Origin of the sequence: Mucilaginibacter sp. (genome assembly GCF_041660805.1) — a bacterium.
Taxonomy (GTDB): Bacteria; Bacteroidota; Bacteroidia; order Sphingobacteriales; family Sphingobacteriaceae; genus Mucilaginibacter.
In genome coordinates, this window is record NZ_JBAZVP010000007.1 from 105477 (window position 1) to 121567 (window position 16091).

A 16091-nucleotide genomic window follows, 5' to 3' on the forward strand; every position below is an offset into this window, starting at 1 on the left:
ATTTGCACTAAAGAATAATAAGAGGCATTTTTGAAATTCAAAAAACGCCTTATAAAGCAAATGAAAAAACTCATATTAATTATAAGCCTGTTCATAGGCATACATGCAAACGCGCAGCAGGGAGATTGGAAAACGGTAGGTAAGTTTATATCACGTGATTCTATAACCAAAGGTAACTACACCCTTATCTTTGTTAATTTAGATAGCACTTTTGTAAAACAAGGCGATGCTGTTAAGCAGCGTATGGAAGATGCCTTTTTTAAAGTTTATCCTGAAGAGGCAAAGGCATTTAACAAAAAAACACTGCGAAAGGTGGTTTTTATAATTGATCCTAACTATAAAGGAGTGGCGGCAACGGCCGATGGTACTGTTCGCTATAACCCAAAATGGATGTTGAAGCAACCAACCGATTTGGATGTTGTTACACATGAAGTAATGCATATAGTGCAGGATTATGGTGATAATGCTGGTCCCGGTTGGCTTACCGAGGGTATTGCCGACTATGTACGATATGTTTATGGAGTTGATAATGCAACTGCAAAATGGACACTCCCTGCATTAAAGCCTACCCATCATTATGACAATGCCTACCGCATTACTGCCCGTTTTTTAGTATGGGTAGAAAAAGATGTAAAAAAGGGAATTGTTCAGAAACTTGATAGTCAACTACGCAGCCATACTTATAAAGATGATAGCTGGAAAAAACTGACCGGCAAAACACTTGATGAACTTTGGGCAGCCTATGTTTCCAATGAAAATAAACCGGCTTAAATAGGGTAGATACCTTCGTAACGAATTTTTTACAAGGCAACAAAGCCGCTTACATATGTAAGCGGCTTTGTTGTTTAAAGAAAAATACATTAAGCCATTGTTGCTTTATAGTGAATTTGAGGTAGATAGTGATAATCACAATTAATATTTCATATATAAAGGAAATATCAAAATAATATGCTGATAATTTATAATTGTTAATTAAAAATTGTTTCCTGATATTACATTTTATTTATTTTTTTATTCTAAAACAAGTTTGTATGAGGAAAATTCTACTATTATTTTTTCTTCTGGTTAATTGTTGTGCCATGCAGCTTATGGCGCAAACCAAAACGATAACCGGAACAGTGATCTCAACCGATGACAACCTTCCATTACCGGGTGTTACCGTAAAAATTAAAGGTACCACCACAGCAGTAAGTACTGATGCTAACGGAAAGTACTCCATCAATGCTGCTACCGGGCAAACCCTGGTTTTTTCGTTCATCAGCAGTACCACAGTAGAGCGCCTGATAGGTTCACAAAGTGTTATTGATGTAACACTGCAATCAAGCGTCAGAAACTTGCAGGAAGCTGTAGTTACGGGCTTTGGTGTGAAGCAGGAACGGCGTGACCTTACTTCATCTGTACAGGTTATAAAAGGCTCGGCGGTACAAGAAACACACCGGGAAAACTTTGTAACCGCATTACAGGGCCGTGTTGCCGGTGCTACAATTACCAGTACAAGCGGCCAGCCGGGTGCATCGGCATCTATAGTATTGCGTGGTATTACTTCAATTGGCAGCAGTAACCAGCCTTTATTTGTGATAGATGGTATCCGTGTTACTAACGATGCCTTAAGCCAAAGCTCACTTACCTCTAATGGTGATAACCGCAGGCAGGATTTTACCAATCGTATTGCCGATATTAATCCTGATGATATTGAGAATATCACCGTATTAAAAGGTGCTGATGCTGCTGCCGTTTACGGCTCTGATGCAGCAGGTGGTGCTATTGTTATTACTACTAAAAAAGGTAAAAGTGGCAACGGTGCCGTTACGTATGATAATAACTTTAGTTACTCTGATGCTTACCGTTATCCAAGTGTGCAAAGCACTTTTGGGCCGGGTACCAGTGGATATACCAACCCTTTGGTAAGAACAGCTTTTGGCCCCGCTTACGCGGCCGGGACGCCAACTTTTGATAACATCAAAAACATCTTTCAAACAGGGTACTCACAAGAGCATAACCTGGCGCTTGAGGGTGGTAATGAAACGGCTACTTACCGTATATCGGGTGGTTACCGCCATACAGGAGGCGTATTGCCTGTAGCTTATAACGATAAAATATCTTTACGTTTTGCAGGTACGGCAAAGCTTTCACCCAAACTAACCAGTAGTGCATCTTTCAACTATTTTAACATAGATAACCGTAAACTCAACAAAGGAAATTCGGGCACCTATATTAACACACTGGCATGGCCAACTAATGATGATGTACGTAACTATCTGAATCCTGATGGCAGCAGAAGAACATTAATACCACCTACTACATTATTGGGTGATAACAGCATTGATTTTGACAACCCTTTGTGGGATGCGAATAAGAACGTCAGTCGTGATAAAACCAACCGTATGGTTGCCAATATAGACCTTTCTTATGACCCGGCAAGCTGGATAAATTTGCGTGCTTTGGTGGGAGTTGATTTTTACACTACAAATGGTAACAATCTTCTAAGCCAGTATAGCTCATCTTATCAAAATTCGGCATTAAATAGTTTTGCATCAACCAGTGGTATATCATCAGGTGGTATTATTGATAACTATAATGACAATAACCTATTAACCAACGGCTCTTTCTTCGCTACAGTAAAAAAGAATTTTGGTGATTTCCGTACTACTCTTGCTGTGGGTGCCGAGATTTATGATAACCGTGATGTGATCAATGGCTCATATGGCGAGAAATTTTTACAGCCCGATTTTAACACTATAAATAACACTACGCCAACTACCCAGCGTAACTCAAGCAACTTTTTTGAAACCCGCCGTATTGGCCAGATAGCCCGGTTAGGTATCGTTTACAAAGAAATGTTTACGTTTAATGCCACTGGTAGGAATGATTATTCATCCCGCTTATCCGGAACAAATAACAACACTTACTTTTATCCATCGGCAGGGGCAGGTTTTATTTTTACACAATTGCCCGCCTTAAAGGATAGTAAGGTATTATCATATGGTAAAATAAGGTTCTCTTATGCAGGTGTGGGTAAAGATCCGTTTGCACCTTACAAGATCAAATCAAGTGTTATACAACAGGCTACCACGGGGGGCGGTTTTGCATATGATGTTACCGGGAACAATCCAAACCTGAGGCCCGAGAAAGATTACCAGATAGATTTTGGTGCTGATCTTCAGTTTTTTGATGGGCGCTTAGGTGCAGAGTTCAGTTTTTACCAATACAGGGCTACTGACCAGATCTTTGATCCGCGCATCAGCTATGCATCGGGCTATATCCTGGAGCTTGTTAATGGCGGCGAGATCAGAAATCGTGGTGTTGAGGCCCAATTAACGGGTATACCTGTTAAAACCCAAAACTTTACCTGGAATACTTTTGTAAACTTCACCCTTAACCGTGGTAAAGTAATTAACCTGGGCGATTTGCCCGAATATTACAATTCCGATACCTGGATTTACGCTAACGCGCGTGCCAGTTTATTCCCGGGCAGCAGCTTAACTAATATTGCTACATTTAGCTATGCACGCAATAACAATGGCCAGGTATTGGTTGATCCAAGCAGCGGCTTACCTATCTCAAATAACACATTTATTACCACAGGAGACCGGCAGCCAAAGTTTACAATTGGTTTTGGAAACTCGTTTAACTATAAAGCGTTTAACCTTTCATTTCTGTTAGATATACGTAAAGGCGGAGACGTATTTAATGGCAATGAACTTTTCCTTACCCGTTACGGTTTAAGTGCCCGTACATTGGATAGGATGCAGCCCCGCATTATCCAGGGTGTATTAAAAGATGGTAACGAGAACTCGGCTAACCCAACTGTAAATACTATACAGGTTACCCCTTATTATCAAAATACTTATTATACCAGTGCAGTTGAATCTGATTTTGTGGAGCATAACATTAATTGGTTAAGAATGAGGGATATTACCTTGAGCTATACAGTGCCGCAAAGTTTAATTGCCCGCCAAAAAGTGTTTAAAGGCGCAAGTGTTTTCGCTACCGCTACAGAAGTGTTCCTGATTACCAACTACTCTGGTGCCGACCCGGATGTAAATGGTAATAACTCTTCAACAAGGGGCTCGGGGTCTGCCGGTTTTGATTACGGTACATTGGCCAGCCCACGTACAATTTCGTTTGGTTTAAGAGTTAAATTATAAGCATACCACTCATGAAAAAAATAATATACACGCTAACTGCTATGCTTACATTAAGCTTTGCAAGCAGTTGTAAAAAATATGTTGATATAAATACTAACCCCAATGCGCCAACCAGTGTAGATGCAAGTACTTTATTGCCGCCAATGCTGGCCGGTATGGCCCGTGGGAATTGGTATGATAGCCGTTACATAGGTCAGTATGCTCAAATATGGGGTGCAGCTACAGCAAATAATGTTTGGGACCAGGAAGGGTATATACCCGGTAGTGACTCGGGCGGCGAAATGTGGCGGACTGTTTATTTTAGCCTTGGCCAAAACGTTAACCTAATGCTGGAAGATGCAACAGCTACAAAAAAATACGACTACATAGGCGTTGCATGGGCGCTACGTGCCTGGGGATGGCAGAACGGTGCTGATGAGTATAACAATATGGTTGTTAAAGAAGCCTATGACCCAACAAAGCTTACTTTTAATTATGACAGCCCTGATTATGTTTATGCCGAAGTAGTTAAGGATTGCCAAATAGCATTAAACTATTTGAATTTAGCTAAAAATACTGATGGGCTTACGCTTTCGCCAACGTTAGCTAAAGGGGATTATATGTACTATGGTGACCGTTCTAAATGGATAAAGTTTGTGTACGCCATACTTGCTCAAAATGCTTTGCATTTAAGTAATAAATCAACTTTTAATGCTGATGCTGTTAAGAAATATGCCGACAGCTCATTTGTAAGCAACGCCGATAATGCCAGTGTGCAAAACACCGGCTCACAATCTGGCGATTCAAATTTTTGGGGGCCAACTCGTGCTAATCTTCCAAGTTTCCGCCAGTCAGATTTTATGGTAAGATTATTGGATGGGCGCATATTTACCGGTTCAGCAACACCTAACAACACCTTAGATCCGCGCTTGCCCTTATTGCTTGCTCCAAGCAAAGATGGCGTTTACCGAGGCGTTTTAGCGCCTTTGGGCGACCCGAATGCGGCAGATGCAAATCTATTGATTCCCATTATGGCAGGCGCTAAAACAGATCTTACTACAGCAGGTGCCGGAACGCCAAAATATATTTTTAATGATAACTCACGCGGAGTATTAATGACCTATTCCGAAGTGCAGTTCTTTGTGGCTGAAGCCTTATATAAAAAAGGGGACCTTAGTGGTGCTTATACTTATTATAAAAACGGTATAACCGGCAGTCTTGATTTTGTAAGTAACCCACCTATTGGGAACACAGCAGTAGGCCCGCAAAACTATATATCCGCAACTGCCAAGGCTGCATATTTAGCAGGGCCATGTGTTAAACAAAGCGGTGCAGCTTTGCAATTGAGTGATATATTGCAGCAAAAGTTTATTGCATTATTTGTATGGGGCGCACCGGAGGTTTGGGCTGATGAACGCAGGTATCAATATGATACTAATATTTTCCAGGGCTATGTAAAACCAACTACTATTTACCCTGATAATGCCGGTAAACAGGTGTATTTATTAAGGCCTCGTTATAATTCAGAATATATCTGGAACGTACCGGCTTTAAAGCTTATTGGCGCGCTAAATGCTGATTATCACACAACAAAACCATGGTTTATTTTACCATAGCAATTAAACAAAACATGAAAAGAACAATATTCATTGCTTTCGGTCTGCTAATGATCATGGCCGGCTGTACAAAAAATAATATAACACAATTAGGGGATACTGTTAAAGGCACGCAAATAAAGCTGATACATGCTGCACCCGGAGTGCCGGCACTTGATGGTTTTGTCAACAGTCAAAAGGTATCTGCCTCAACCATTTACCCGGTAACAGATAATGGGATCGTCACATCAATAACCACGGGCTTTGCTTATTTATCTGTATTCCCGGGCAGTAACTATTTAAATGTACCATCAGGTACCACATCTGTGCAGTTTGTAGCCTCAACACCCACACCCCGGTTAATAAGCCCCCAAACCATACCTAATAGCGTTGTAATTGGCAATATTAGTCAGGCCACAGCTGATGGTTCTGCTTATTCCGTTTTTGCAATGGGCCTGCCGGGCTCGGCAACTACAGGGTTAACTGCTAAAATTGTAGAGGATAAATTTCCTGAGCCTGTTGCTAATAAGGCATACATCCGCTTTGCGCATATGATACCGAATGGTGCAGCGCTTGACCTATCTGTTACCTATACCTTAACCGGTGGTACGGCAACAACCAAAACTGTAGCAACCGCCACCACTTATAGCAACGTGACAGATTTTATACCGGTTGATGTTAATTCATCAAGTACTACCAACTTTGTCTTTCAGATGTATTTAGCTGGTGCAACAACCAAATTTGGAACGGTTACTGCCGCAATTCCGGTAGCGCCGGGCAGATACTATACCCTGGTGGGAAGAGGGCTTGCTTCTGATTATGCCGTACCGAGTACTACCATAACACTAAAGGCTACCGCAAGGCCTACGCTACCGGTTACAGATCCTGCAACAAAACTTCCTGAAATTTATTTTAACCCGGCTGGTCTTACTTATTACACAAATAAGTAATTTATAATTTATAAGATCGCTAAATTTGGAAAAACCCGTAAGCAATGCTTACGGGTTTTAACCCAGAGGAAGCTTTATCCCTACCGCTGGGCAATAGTTGCAACAAAAGTTCATGTTGTAACGTATAGGAGAACGTGAATTATCTGGAAGAGATTTTGACAACATATAGCTTAGATCGTTTTTTTGAATTAACCCCCGACCTGTTATGCATTTCCGGTTATGATGGTTATTTTAAAAAGATAAATCCGGCTGTTTCTCAATTGTTGGGATATAGTAACGAGGAATTGTATGCCCGCCCAATAAATGAGTTTATTTATTATAAAGACCGCGACATAACATCAAGACACCGCGAGAATCTTAAAAACGATATCCCTCTTTTAAACTATGAGAATAGATACGTAAAAAAGAATGGAGAAATAGTTTGGTTGTCATGGACAGCAATGCCTGTAGAGGCCGAACAAATCGTTTATGCCATTGCTAAAGATATTACTCATAAAAAGAAAATAGAAGAAGACCGTATACAGCTAATTGAAAGCCTTACTAAAATTAATAACGACCAAAAGCAGCTTAGCTATATTACATCGCATGATCTGCGGTCGCCAGTTAATAATTTACTTATGGTTTTTAAGATGCTTAATACATCTAAAATTAAGGACACCGAAACGCTGGAGTTTATTGACATTTTAAAAGCCGCTACTGAAAGTCTTAAAGACACCCTGAATACTTATGTTGACGCCTTTGCCGCAAACGAGGGGTTAACTGTGCAAACCGGAGAAATTGAGTTGGATAAATGCTTAAAGATGGTGCTGCACTCACTCGGTGCCCTAATTAAAGATTCAAAAGCGACTATCAGTATAGATTTTGCCGCGTTTGATAAGATCAACTTCAATAAGGCTTACCTGGAAAGTATATTTCTTAACCTGATCACCAATTCCATTAAATATACGCAGCCTGGTATTCCGCCGGTTATTAGTATCCGGTCTGCTAAAGTTAAAGGGATTAAGCAATTGATTATTGCCGATAATGGTGTGGGCTTTGATATGGATAAAGTAAAAGGCAAGTTGTTTGGGTTTAACCAAAAATTCAATGATCATCCTGATAGTAAGGGTATTGGGCTGTACCTTGTTTATAACCATATTACCAGTTTGGGCGGGCACATCTCTTTAAACAGCAAGCCAAATGAAGGAGCTGTCTTCACCATTTCGTTTAAAAATTAGCGCTGTGTATTTTAATCAGCCTGTTTATAAGACTGATTCCTGATAGTCAATACATCATTTAGCAATATTGGTGTATATTTATACAAACTTAACCTATGGCCTGTTACAAATTTTATTATTGCTTGTTGGCAGCACTATGCCTTTGTAGTTTTGGCAGCTATGCACAAAAGAAATTACCTCAACAAAACACTCTTTTTACTGCCGGCCATGCCACCGCATTTATAGGCGGATTATATGACGCTTATTATCCATACAGTAAATTAAAGCAGCACGGCGATTTTGGCTTAGGCGCACCTGATAAACTGGATGGCGAACTGCTTGTTTTGGATGGCAGGGTCTACCAAACGCAACACACCGGCAAAACATTTGAGGTAAAAGATACTGAGCTTACCCCCTTTTCTGTAGTGAACTTTTTCCGTACTGATAAAACCTTTAAAACCAAAGTTCAGTTAACTAAAGATAAGCTTTACTCTTATCTGGATAGCGTTATGCCCAACCAAAATGGTATATATGCTATTCGTATTAAAGGAGCATTTAATACGATAAAAACACGGGCCTTCCCGCCGGTTACAAAGAAGCCATATATTCCCCTTGCCGATATGTTACCGCTGCAAAAGTTTTTTACTTTTAACAATATCAAAGGTACGCTGGTTGGTTACCGCATTCCCGCGTTTATGGATGGGCCAAACATCACCGGCTATCATTTTCATTTCCTGTCTGATGATAAGCAGAAGGGTGGTCATATTATTGATCTGTTGGCAGATGATATTACCATTGAAATTGACCAGATGGATAGTTTTACGGTAGATCTTCCTCAAACAAATGATTTTAACAATTTCGACTTTAAAAAAGATCGTCGTGAAGAAGTTAAACGGGTTGAGAATGGAAAAAAGAATTAAGCTAAAATTATAATGATGCAGGTATTAGCTATAAGCATTTGAAATACCCGCATTAAGATACTTTCTTTATTGCACGGGCTAAAATATCAATCGCCTGTTCAAGTTCGTTAATGTTTAAAGATGCAAACCCCAGTCGTATGTATGGGTGCTGGTAGGTATTGTCAAAATAATAGTCGGCGCCATCAGTTATGCTAAGGCCCATGGTTGCAGCTACTTCGGCTACCCGGGTAGAGTTAACTCCATTTAAATATTTTAGCCATATAGCAAAGCCGCCATCAGGGATCTTAAAGCTTACACTATCGCCCAATTTATCCTGCAGCAATTTACAAAGTACATCGCGCCTTTCGTTATATATCTTATTTGCCTTTTTAAGGTGGCGGCCAATATCGCCGTTCTTTAAAAGGTTGGCAAGGGCTTCTTCCATTAGCTGCTCACCCTGCCGGTCTATTAATCTGCGTAGCCTTGTTGCCTGGGTAATTAAGTTTTTGGGCGCAACCATAAAACCAATACGGATACCCGGCGCAATGGTTTTACCAAACGAACCAACATAAATAACACTACCATAATAATCTGCACTGGCAAGCGGTAAAATAGGGGTACAGCTGTAGTGGAAATCATAATCGTAATCATCTTCCAGTATGGCAAAACGATATTTACGAGCCAGCTCCAATAATTGCATACGCCTTTCAGAGCTTAAAGTTACCGTTGTAGGCATATGATGATGAGGTATCACATATAACAGCTTTATCTTTTTCTTTTTGCAGATCGCCTCCACCGCGTTAATATCCATACCATGCTCATCAACCGGTACCAGTTCCAATTGAGCGCCCGCATGTAAAAATACTTCATTGGCGCCCGAGTAACCGGGGTCTGCTGCTATCACTATATCATTTTTCGACAAAAGGATCTGTGCTGCCAGGTAAATAGCCATTTGTGCCCCCTTGGTTATAATAACTTCCTCGGCGGTAACCTGCAGGCCCCGTGTTTCGCCCAGGAAGCGGGAAAGTTCGGTGCGCAAATTTAATGAGCCCTGTTCGGGGCCGTACATTAAATATCTCTGTGTAAAATGATAGCCGGCAAAACGGCGATATTCACGCACCATTAACTCAACCGGGGCAAGCCTTGTATCGGGCATGCCGGTAGTAAAGGTAAGATTATGCCCCGCCTTTTCTTTATACATACTTATGTATGATACTTTATTATCGTCAACCTCAAAAAAAGTTTTTGATGGATACGTATTAGGCAGCATATCTTTATTTATCGGCCTTGACGACACATCGGGCAGATTGGCAGCCACAAAGATCCCCTTCCTGGGGAAAACATCAACCCAGCTTTGCGCATACAGCTCATCATAAGCGGCTACCACCGTATTACGGTGCACATTTAATGCGGATGCCATTATCCGGCTGCTGGGCAAAGGCGTTGCCGGTTTTAACTTACCTTGTTGTATGTACCCAATCAGGCCATTTGCTATCTGAAGATATACAGGGATCTGGTGGTTTTTATCAATTGTTAAAAGCGCTGTAGTGAATTGCATACTGGACTACTTTGTTTGTTATTTCTGGCCTATAAAGATAGGCCAATGTATTTGTAATTTTATATCAGCAAATAAAAAATATGCAATCTGTTAAAAATTATGTGGCCCCTGTATTAATGCTTAGAGTAACCCTGGCTTTGGGTTATCTTTGGGAAGTTGCAGATCGACTTGGATTTTTAGGTGCGCATGGGCAACCCCATGTAGGCTGGGGCGACTGGGCACACTTTACAGAATATACCCGCCAAACCCTGGCATTTATACCTGCCGCCCGGGTGCCGGTATTCGCTGTTATGGCTACTATTGCTGAGGCTGTATTTGGTATATTATTACTTATTGGATTGTTTACACGTATGGCCGCTGTCGGGAGTGGTGTACTAAGCTTTTTATTTGCGCTGGCAATGGCCATTTCCTTTGGAATTGAATCGCCCATTGGCTATTCTGTATTTACTGTAAGTGCGGCGAGTTTCCTGCTGGCTATACAGCCCGGTTTTAAATGGAGCATAGATTCTTTACTGCAAAAATCACAACAAAATGAAAAGCATTGAACAACAAAAAATACCTGTATTATTAGTACTTATAGCATTTGCTACAGTGTATATTGTATGGGGCTCAACCTATTTTTTTATCCAGATGGCTATACATGGTTTCCCGCCAATGCTGATGGGCGCTTTCAGGTATACTACCGCCGGCTTATTAATGCTGGGTTGGTGTGCCTTAAAAGGCGATAAAATATTTGTAAAGAAAGATATCATTAATTCGGGTGTGAGTGGTTTACTAATGCTAACCCTTGCAACAGGGATAGTGATATGGGTAGAACAGGTATTGCCAAGTGCCATGGTTGCTATCATGGTATCATCAGGCCCAATATGGTTTGTTGTATTAGATAAAGGCAACTGGAATGTAAACCTTAAAAGCAAGGCAACCATTATTGGTTTAATAATAGGTTTTGCCGGTGTAATATTGCTTTTTGGCGAACAGGTAAGCAAAACCCTGCATGAAACGTACAGCCCGGCTAAGTTTTGGGGAGTGGTGCTGTTAGTGTTCGGCCCGGCGCTGTGGTCTGCGGGGTCATTATATTCTAAGCACCATGCCAGCAGCGGCCCTGCCCGCCTTAATACCGCCTGGCAAATGATCATTGCCGGCATTGCCTTTTTGCCTGCAGGCATTATCCATAATGAATTTAAAGGCTTTGATATTACCAAAGTGCCTGCGCAATCATGGGCGGCTATTATCTACTTAATATTGTTTGGATCAATAGCCGCGTTTACAGCTTATGTATGGTTATTGCAGGTTAGGCCGGCTACACAGGTAAGCACACATGCATATGTTAACCCCGTTATTGCCGTATTGCTGGGTGTGCTGTTTGCCCGGGAGCATATATCCGGTTTACAGATAGGTGGTTTGGTGATCATCTTGTTAAGTGTATTACTTATTAACCTGGCAAAATACCGTAAGGACAGTAAAAACGATAGTGGAAAAGCTGACGGAGAAAATCCGGTTAAGCCTGCCCGGCCTTTCCTTAAGTTTGATAAAAGGAGCCGCTTAAAATTACGACAGAACGAGAATGCTTATATGCTGATTAGTTTAATAAAATAAAAGTAAGCCCCTTAAATAAAGGGGCTTACTTCTTAATTGCATTTATTCCATTTTGTTACCATGGTTTCTATTGGCTTATAAACCGCAACGTCCGGTTATCTTTATTATTCGCTCCTTTATGTGGGGTAGTACAATCCAACTTTAGTTGTACCAACTTACCCCGTCTATTTCTTTTTTTGCCTGTGTTAAAGGGTCTGTAACAAATACACGTAACGGTGTTTGCCTTACCCTGCCACCGGCCGTTTGCACCGGTGCATTGTAAATGTATTTTACTCTTATTTTGTGATAACCTTTGGCAAGCGGTACTATACTTTCGGTTTCATTGATCTCTTCACCATCAATAAGTAATTGTGTGTCTTTATAAGATGCAAGGCTGAAGTTATAAGAACCATCAGTGGGTATGCTGATATAGCCATTATAAATCACACCAAAATTTGAGTTATCCTTTTTTAATTGTTCAACGTTTAATTTATCAACTATTGCCGAATCTCTTGTAGACTGATAATCCAACTGATCGGCCCGGTTAAATTTGGCTTTAAATAACTTGTAAGTCAGCCCCGGTTTATTAGCTGTATAATTTGTTGCAGGTATTAATGGCCGGTTATACATTAAAACCCTTGTAGCTATACTTCTCCTGCCTGATGGGGTTATCACCCTTGTTTTAAATTCCCTCTTTTCGTTTTCAGGGATATTAAATGTTATTGGCGATGTATACTCCAGGTCGGTATCCAGCGGATCGCGGTCATTTAAGGTGTAATATATTCTGGCCCCAGGCACAACAGATACCGGCGCGTAAGTAAACTGCGAACCTATTACCATAGTATCAATAACAGGTAAGGCGGTAGGCACGCGATAGTTATAATTCATTTTATCTAACCGGGCAAAATGATTGGCCAGCCTTACATTGGCAAAGTTATTATAATCTTTATTCTCGGGTTTGCTCCAGGCAACTTCGCTCAGGGCAAACAAGCGGGGTAATATCTGGTACTGCAATTTGGCTACAGTTGGTACGTATTCTGTCCACAGATTGCCTTGTGTGCCGATGACGTACTTTTGCTCATCTGGTGTCAATTCTTTTGATACCGGGTCGTACTCATAAGTTTCCTTTAAAACCGCGTATCTGCCAAACGATACAGGCTCTTGCGGCGAACCACTTTGATAATGGTCAAAATAATTCCCGGTAGTTTGCGGTGTCATTATCACATTATGATGCTGATGTGCCGCTGCTATACCACCTTCTTCGCCGGTCCAGCTCATTACGGTTGCGTTTGGTGCAAGGCCGCCTTCCAGTATTTCGTCCCAGCCAATAATGCTGCGGCCTTTTGAGTTGATGAATTTTTCCATACGTTGTATGAAATAGCTTTGTACGCCTTTCTCATCCTTCAAATCCTTTTCCTTTATCAGGTTCTGTACAAATGCCGATTCTTTCCAGGGTTGTTTCCCAGCCTCGTCGCCACCAATGTGAATATATTTGCTTGGGAAAAGAGCCATCACTTCGGTGAGTACATTTTCTAAAAAGGTAAATGTTTCTTCGGTAGGGCAGTAAATACTGTTTATTCCACGCGATGGTATTTTGGTATCGGCAGGTGGCTCACATCTTAATTCAGGGTAAGCGCGTAATGCAGCATCAGAGTGTGCGGGCATCTCAATTTCTGGCACTACATTAATAAATCTATCCGCAGCAAATTTTACTACATCTTTAATATCCTGCTGTGTATAGTAGCCGCCGTATGAAACGCCATCAGGCCAGTCGCGGTTATTACCAAACATGGTCTGTTGCCTAAAACCACCAACTTCTGTCAACTTCGGATACTTTTTGATCTCAATGCGCCAGCCCTGCCCGTCAACCAAATGCCAGTGAAAATTATTCAGCTTGTAGGTAGCCATCAGCTCAATTACTTTTTTAACCTGTGGTACAGTAAAAAAATGGCGGGAAACATCCAGCATCATCCCCCTATAACCAAACCTGGGTGCATCTTCAATAGTTACACAAGGCAGTTTCTCTGTGCCCGAAACTTCAACCGGGAACAGTTGCATAAAGGTTTGTATGCCGTAAAACAAGCCTGCATCTTTACCAACAATAGTTACACGGCGTGGAGTGATGGTAAGCTTATAGCCCTCTTTTGGTAGTTTGTTAGCACCTACTGAGGTAATGGTTAAAATTGTGCCTTTAGCCGATTTAAGCCTCGGATTATATTTGGAGATCCGGTTGTTAAAATGCCTGTTATTTAAGAGGAAATCCCGAAGCAACGCTGCAAATTTACCTTTTGGCAGATCTGCTTTTATCTGCGTAAGCTGACTAAAAACAAATGTACCCGGAACTTTTTTGATAGATGCGGGTGCCGGGATAATGCCTAAGTAAGGGTCATTAGCTTGTGCCGGGGCCTGTGCTTTTGTATTGATTACTTGTAAGGTAAAAATCAGTAGCAGGCTATATGTTAGTAATATTTTAGGTAGATGTTTTTGCTTCATGAGTAAGCTTAATGTATTGATAATGGCTAATGTAAAAATAATAGCTAAAGGTTTATACATTAACCCGTAACAATTAGTTGACACACTGGTATTGCAAAAAAATAGCCCGCATAAACGGGCTATATAATGTAATAATATAAATGAAGTAAATTATGCCTGTGCGTGCAACCCAACCCTGTTACCTTCGGTATCAATAAAGAAGGCCATATAACCATATTCGGGGGTTATTTCTGTACGCGGCAGAACAATCTTTCCTCCAAAATTTTCTACACGGTCAATTACTACCTGTATTGTCGGATTAGCGTTCAAATAAATAAGTGTGCCTTCGGCAGATGGCTGATGATACTCGCTGGCAACTAAAGCACCTGAAACTTTAAGGCTATCCATGTTAATAGGAAAGCCAACCATTTTCATGTCCGGCATACCTGGCATTGGCGTCATTTCCATATCAAAAATGCCTTCATAAAAGCGTTGAGCTCTTTCAATGTCTGTTGCTGGAATTTCAAACCAGTTAAGTGCGTTTGCATTTGGGTCCATGATTTAATTTTTAAAAGGTTAATAATTTGAGAGAATGGCATACTTAACAGCCGGTTAGTAAATTTAGGTGCGTAATAATTAGTTAAGGTTAGCCGGTTGTTAAGTTTATTGTAAAGTTCAGTATTTATTTCAGCTTAGTACGATTGTTTTCTACACATAATAAGTATGTTTAAACCACAACTTTTTGGCAAAAAATGGGCCTTATTTGCCTGCTTAATAATATTACATTAATTATATATTAAATAATAGGCAGGCTATATTACATTTGCAAGCTAACCTATTATGGAAATTCATGTATGATATTTGTTGCATAGGGCACATCACCTTAGATAAGATAGTAACCGCTGCTGCGATTAAGCACATGGCGGGGGGCACCGCGTTTTATTTTAGTAACGCTATAAGTAACATGCCGGTGCAATACAAACTGGTAACGGCCCTTGCCGAAACTGAAATGCAGGAAGTTGCTAAGCTGCGTGCTAAAGGCATTGAAGTGAAAGCCTTGCCAAGCGCCCACTCTGTTTATTTTGAAAATATTTATGCCGAAAACCAGGACCACCGCACCCAACGCGTACTGCAAAAAGCTGACGCCTTTACCATTGCCGACCTGCTGGATATAGATGCCAAAGTGTTCCATTTGGGTGCTTTGCTGGCAGATGATATGTCGACTGAATTAATTAGGGCATTGAGCGGGAGGGCGCAGGTATCTGTAGATGCGCAGGGCTATTTACGTGAGGTAGTTGATAATGATGTACATGCTATTGACTGGGCCGATAAAAAAGATGCCCTGCAATATGTAGATATATTGAAAGTTAACGAAAATGAGCTGGAGGTATTAACCGGCCATGCCGAGATCCATGATGGCGCAAAAATGCTGGCCGACTGGGGTGTTAAAGAAGTAGTAGTTACCCTTGGCAGCTTAGGCTCTGTAATTTATGCCGATGGTGTTTTTTACGATATACCGGCGTATAAACCCGTTGCAGTAGTTGATGCCACCGGCTGTGGTGATACTTATATGGCTGGCTACCTGTATAAGCGTGCAAAAGGCGCAGGCATACAACAAGCCGGCGAATTTGCCGCCGCTATGGCAGGTTTGAAAATTGAAACATCGGGACCGTTTAGCGGAACGGAAGAGGATGTTATAGGGATGTTGGAGAGATAGGG

Annotated in this window: 12 protein-coding genes; 9 read left to right on the top strand and 3 right to left on the bottom strand. The window is 41.1% G+C overall.

Going from position 1 to position 16091, the window contains the following annotated elements; translation table 11 throughout:
- Positions 1–60: 60 nt before the first annotated feature.
- From WC743_RS11985 to budA, 6 genes are all read left to right on the top strand, one after another.
- The gene (locus WC743_RS11985) at positions 61–771 is read left to right on the top strand and encodes a basic secretory protein-like protein (RefSeq protein WP_373012237.1); all 711 of its coding nucleotides are present in this window, start codon (positions 61–63) and stop codon (positions 769–771) included.
- A 317-nt stretch (positions 772–1088) separates the two neighbouring features.
- A complete protein-coding gene (locus WC743_RS11990; protein ID WP_373012238.1) occupies positions 1089–4148 on the top strand; it encodes a SusC/RagA family TonB-linked outer membrane protein in 3060 nt (1019 codons plus the stop codon).
- An 11-nt stretch (positions 4149–4159) separates the two neighbouring features.
- On the top strand, positions 4160–5743 hold the full coding sequence (locus WC743_RS11995; protein WP_373012239.1) for a SusD/RagB family nutrient-binding outer membrane lipoprotein: 1584 nt from the start codon (positions 4160–4162) through the stop codon (positions 5741–5743).
- Positions 5744–5757: 14 nt separating this feature from the next.
- The gene (locus tag WC743_RS12000; RefSeq protein WP_373012240.1) at positions 5758–6672 is read left to right on the top strand and encodes a DUF4397 domain-containing protein; all 915 of its coding nucleotides are present in this window, start codon (positions 5758–5760) and stop codon (positions 6670–6672) included.
- A gap of 155 nt (positions 6673–6827) precedes the next feature.
- Complete coding sequence (locus WC743_RS12005) at positions 6828–7889, top strand: PAS domain S-box protein (protein WP_373012241.1); 1062 nt, start codon at positions 6828–6830, stop codon at positions 7887–7889.
- A gap of 95 nt (positions 7890–7984) precedes the next feature.
- Positions 7985–8788, top strand: coding sequence for an acetolactate decarboxylase (budA, locus tag WC743_RS12010; protein ID WP_373012242.1), 804 nt, complete (start codon positions 7985–7987; stop codon positions 8786–8788).
- A 52-nt stretch (positions 8789–8840) separates the two neighbouring features.
- Here the strand turns inward: budA and WC743_RS12015 are convergent, their stop codons facing one another.
- Positions 8841–10325, bottom strand: a complete 1485-nt coding sequence (locus WC743_RS12015) for a PLP-dependent aminotransferase family protein (RefSeq protein WP_373012243.1) — start codon at positions 10323–10325, stop codon at positions 8841–8843.
- A gap of 80 nt (positions 10326–10405) precedes the next feature.
- On the opposite strand from WC743_RS12015, the gene WC743_RS12020 reads away from it, so the two are divergent.
- Complete coding sequence (locus WC743_RS12020; protein WP_373012244.1) at positions 10406–10870, top strand: DoxX family protein; 465 nt, start codon at positions 10406–10408, stop codon at positions 10868–10870.
- Positions 10857–11921: an EamA family transporter gene (locus WC743_RS12025; protein WP_373012245.1), complete on the top strand. Its 1065-nt coding sequence runs from the start codon at positions 10857–10859 to the stop codon at positions 11919–11921. Before WC743_RS12020 ends, WC743_RS12025 begins: the two co-directional genes overlap by 14 nt.
- A gap of 141 nt (positions 11922–12062) precedes the next feature.
- Here WC743_RS12025 and WC743_RS12030 read toward each other — a convergent pair whose 3' ends face one another.
- Complete coding sequence (locus tag WC743_RS12030; RefSeq protein WP_373012246.1) at positions 12063–14393, bottom strand: family 20 glycosylhydrolase; 2331 nt, start codon at positions 14391–14393, stop codon at positions 12063–12065.
- A gap of 150 nt (positions 14394–14543) precedes the next feature.
- Entirely contained in the window at positions 14544–14930 is a 387-nt protein-coding gene (locus WC743_RS12035) for a VOC family protein (protein ID WP_373012247.1), read from the bottom strand.
- Between the two features lie 265 nt (positions 14931–15195).
- Between WC743_RS12035 and WC743_RS12040 the strand changes: the two genes are divergently transcribed.
- A complete protein-coding gene (locus WC743_RS12040; RefSeq protein WP_373012248.1) occupies positions 15196–16089 on the top strand; it encodes a PfkB family carbohydrate kinase in 894 nt (297 codons plus the stop codon).
- The last annotated feature ends 2 nt before the right edge of the window (positions 16090–16091 follow it).

What these genes read in the sequence shown, in the direction of transcription:
- WC743_RS11995 (WP_373012239.1), top strand. Translation starts at nt 4,160, where the DNA reads ATGAAAAAAATAATATACACGCTAACTGCTATGCTTACATTAAGCTTT.
- WC743_RS11985 (WP_373012237.1), top strand. Translation starts at nt 61, where the DNA reads ATGAAAAAACTCATATTAATTATAAGCCTGTTCATAGGCATACATGCA.
- WC743_RS11990 (WP_373012238.1), top strand. Translation starts at nt 1,089, where the DNA reads ATGGCGCAAACCAAAACGATAACCGGAACAGTGATCTCAACCGATGAC.
- WC743_RS12020 (WP_373012244.1), top strand. Translation starts at nt 10,406, where the DNA reads ATGCAATCTGTTAAAAATTATGTGGCCCCTGTATTAATGCTTAGAGTA.
- WC743_RS12025 (WP_373012245.1), top strand. Translation starts at nt 10,857, where the DNA reads ATGAAAAGCATTGAACAACAAAAAATACCTGTATTATTAGTACTTATA.
- WC743_RS12000 (WP_373012240.1), top strand. Translation starts at nt 5,758, where the DNA reads ATGAAAAGAACAATATTCATTGCTTTCGGTCTGCTAATGATCATGGCC.
- WC743_RS12015 (WP_373012243.1), bottom strand. Translation starts at nt 10,325, where the DNA reads ATGCAATTCACTACAGCGCTTTTAACAATTGATAAAAACCACCAGATC.
- WC743_RS12030 (WP_373012246.1), bottom strand. Translation starts at nt 14,393, where the DNA reads ATGAAGCAAAAACATCTACCTAAAATATTACTAACATATAGCCTGCTA.
- WC743_RS12035 (WP_373012247.1), bottom strand. Translation starts at nt 14,930, where the DNA reads ATGGACCCAAATGCAAACGCACTTAACTGGTTTGAAATTCCAGCAACA.
- budA (WP_373012242.1), top strand. Translation starts at nt 7,985, where the DNA reads ATGGCCTGTTACAAATTTTATTATTGCTTGTTGGCAGCACTATGCCTT.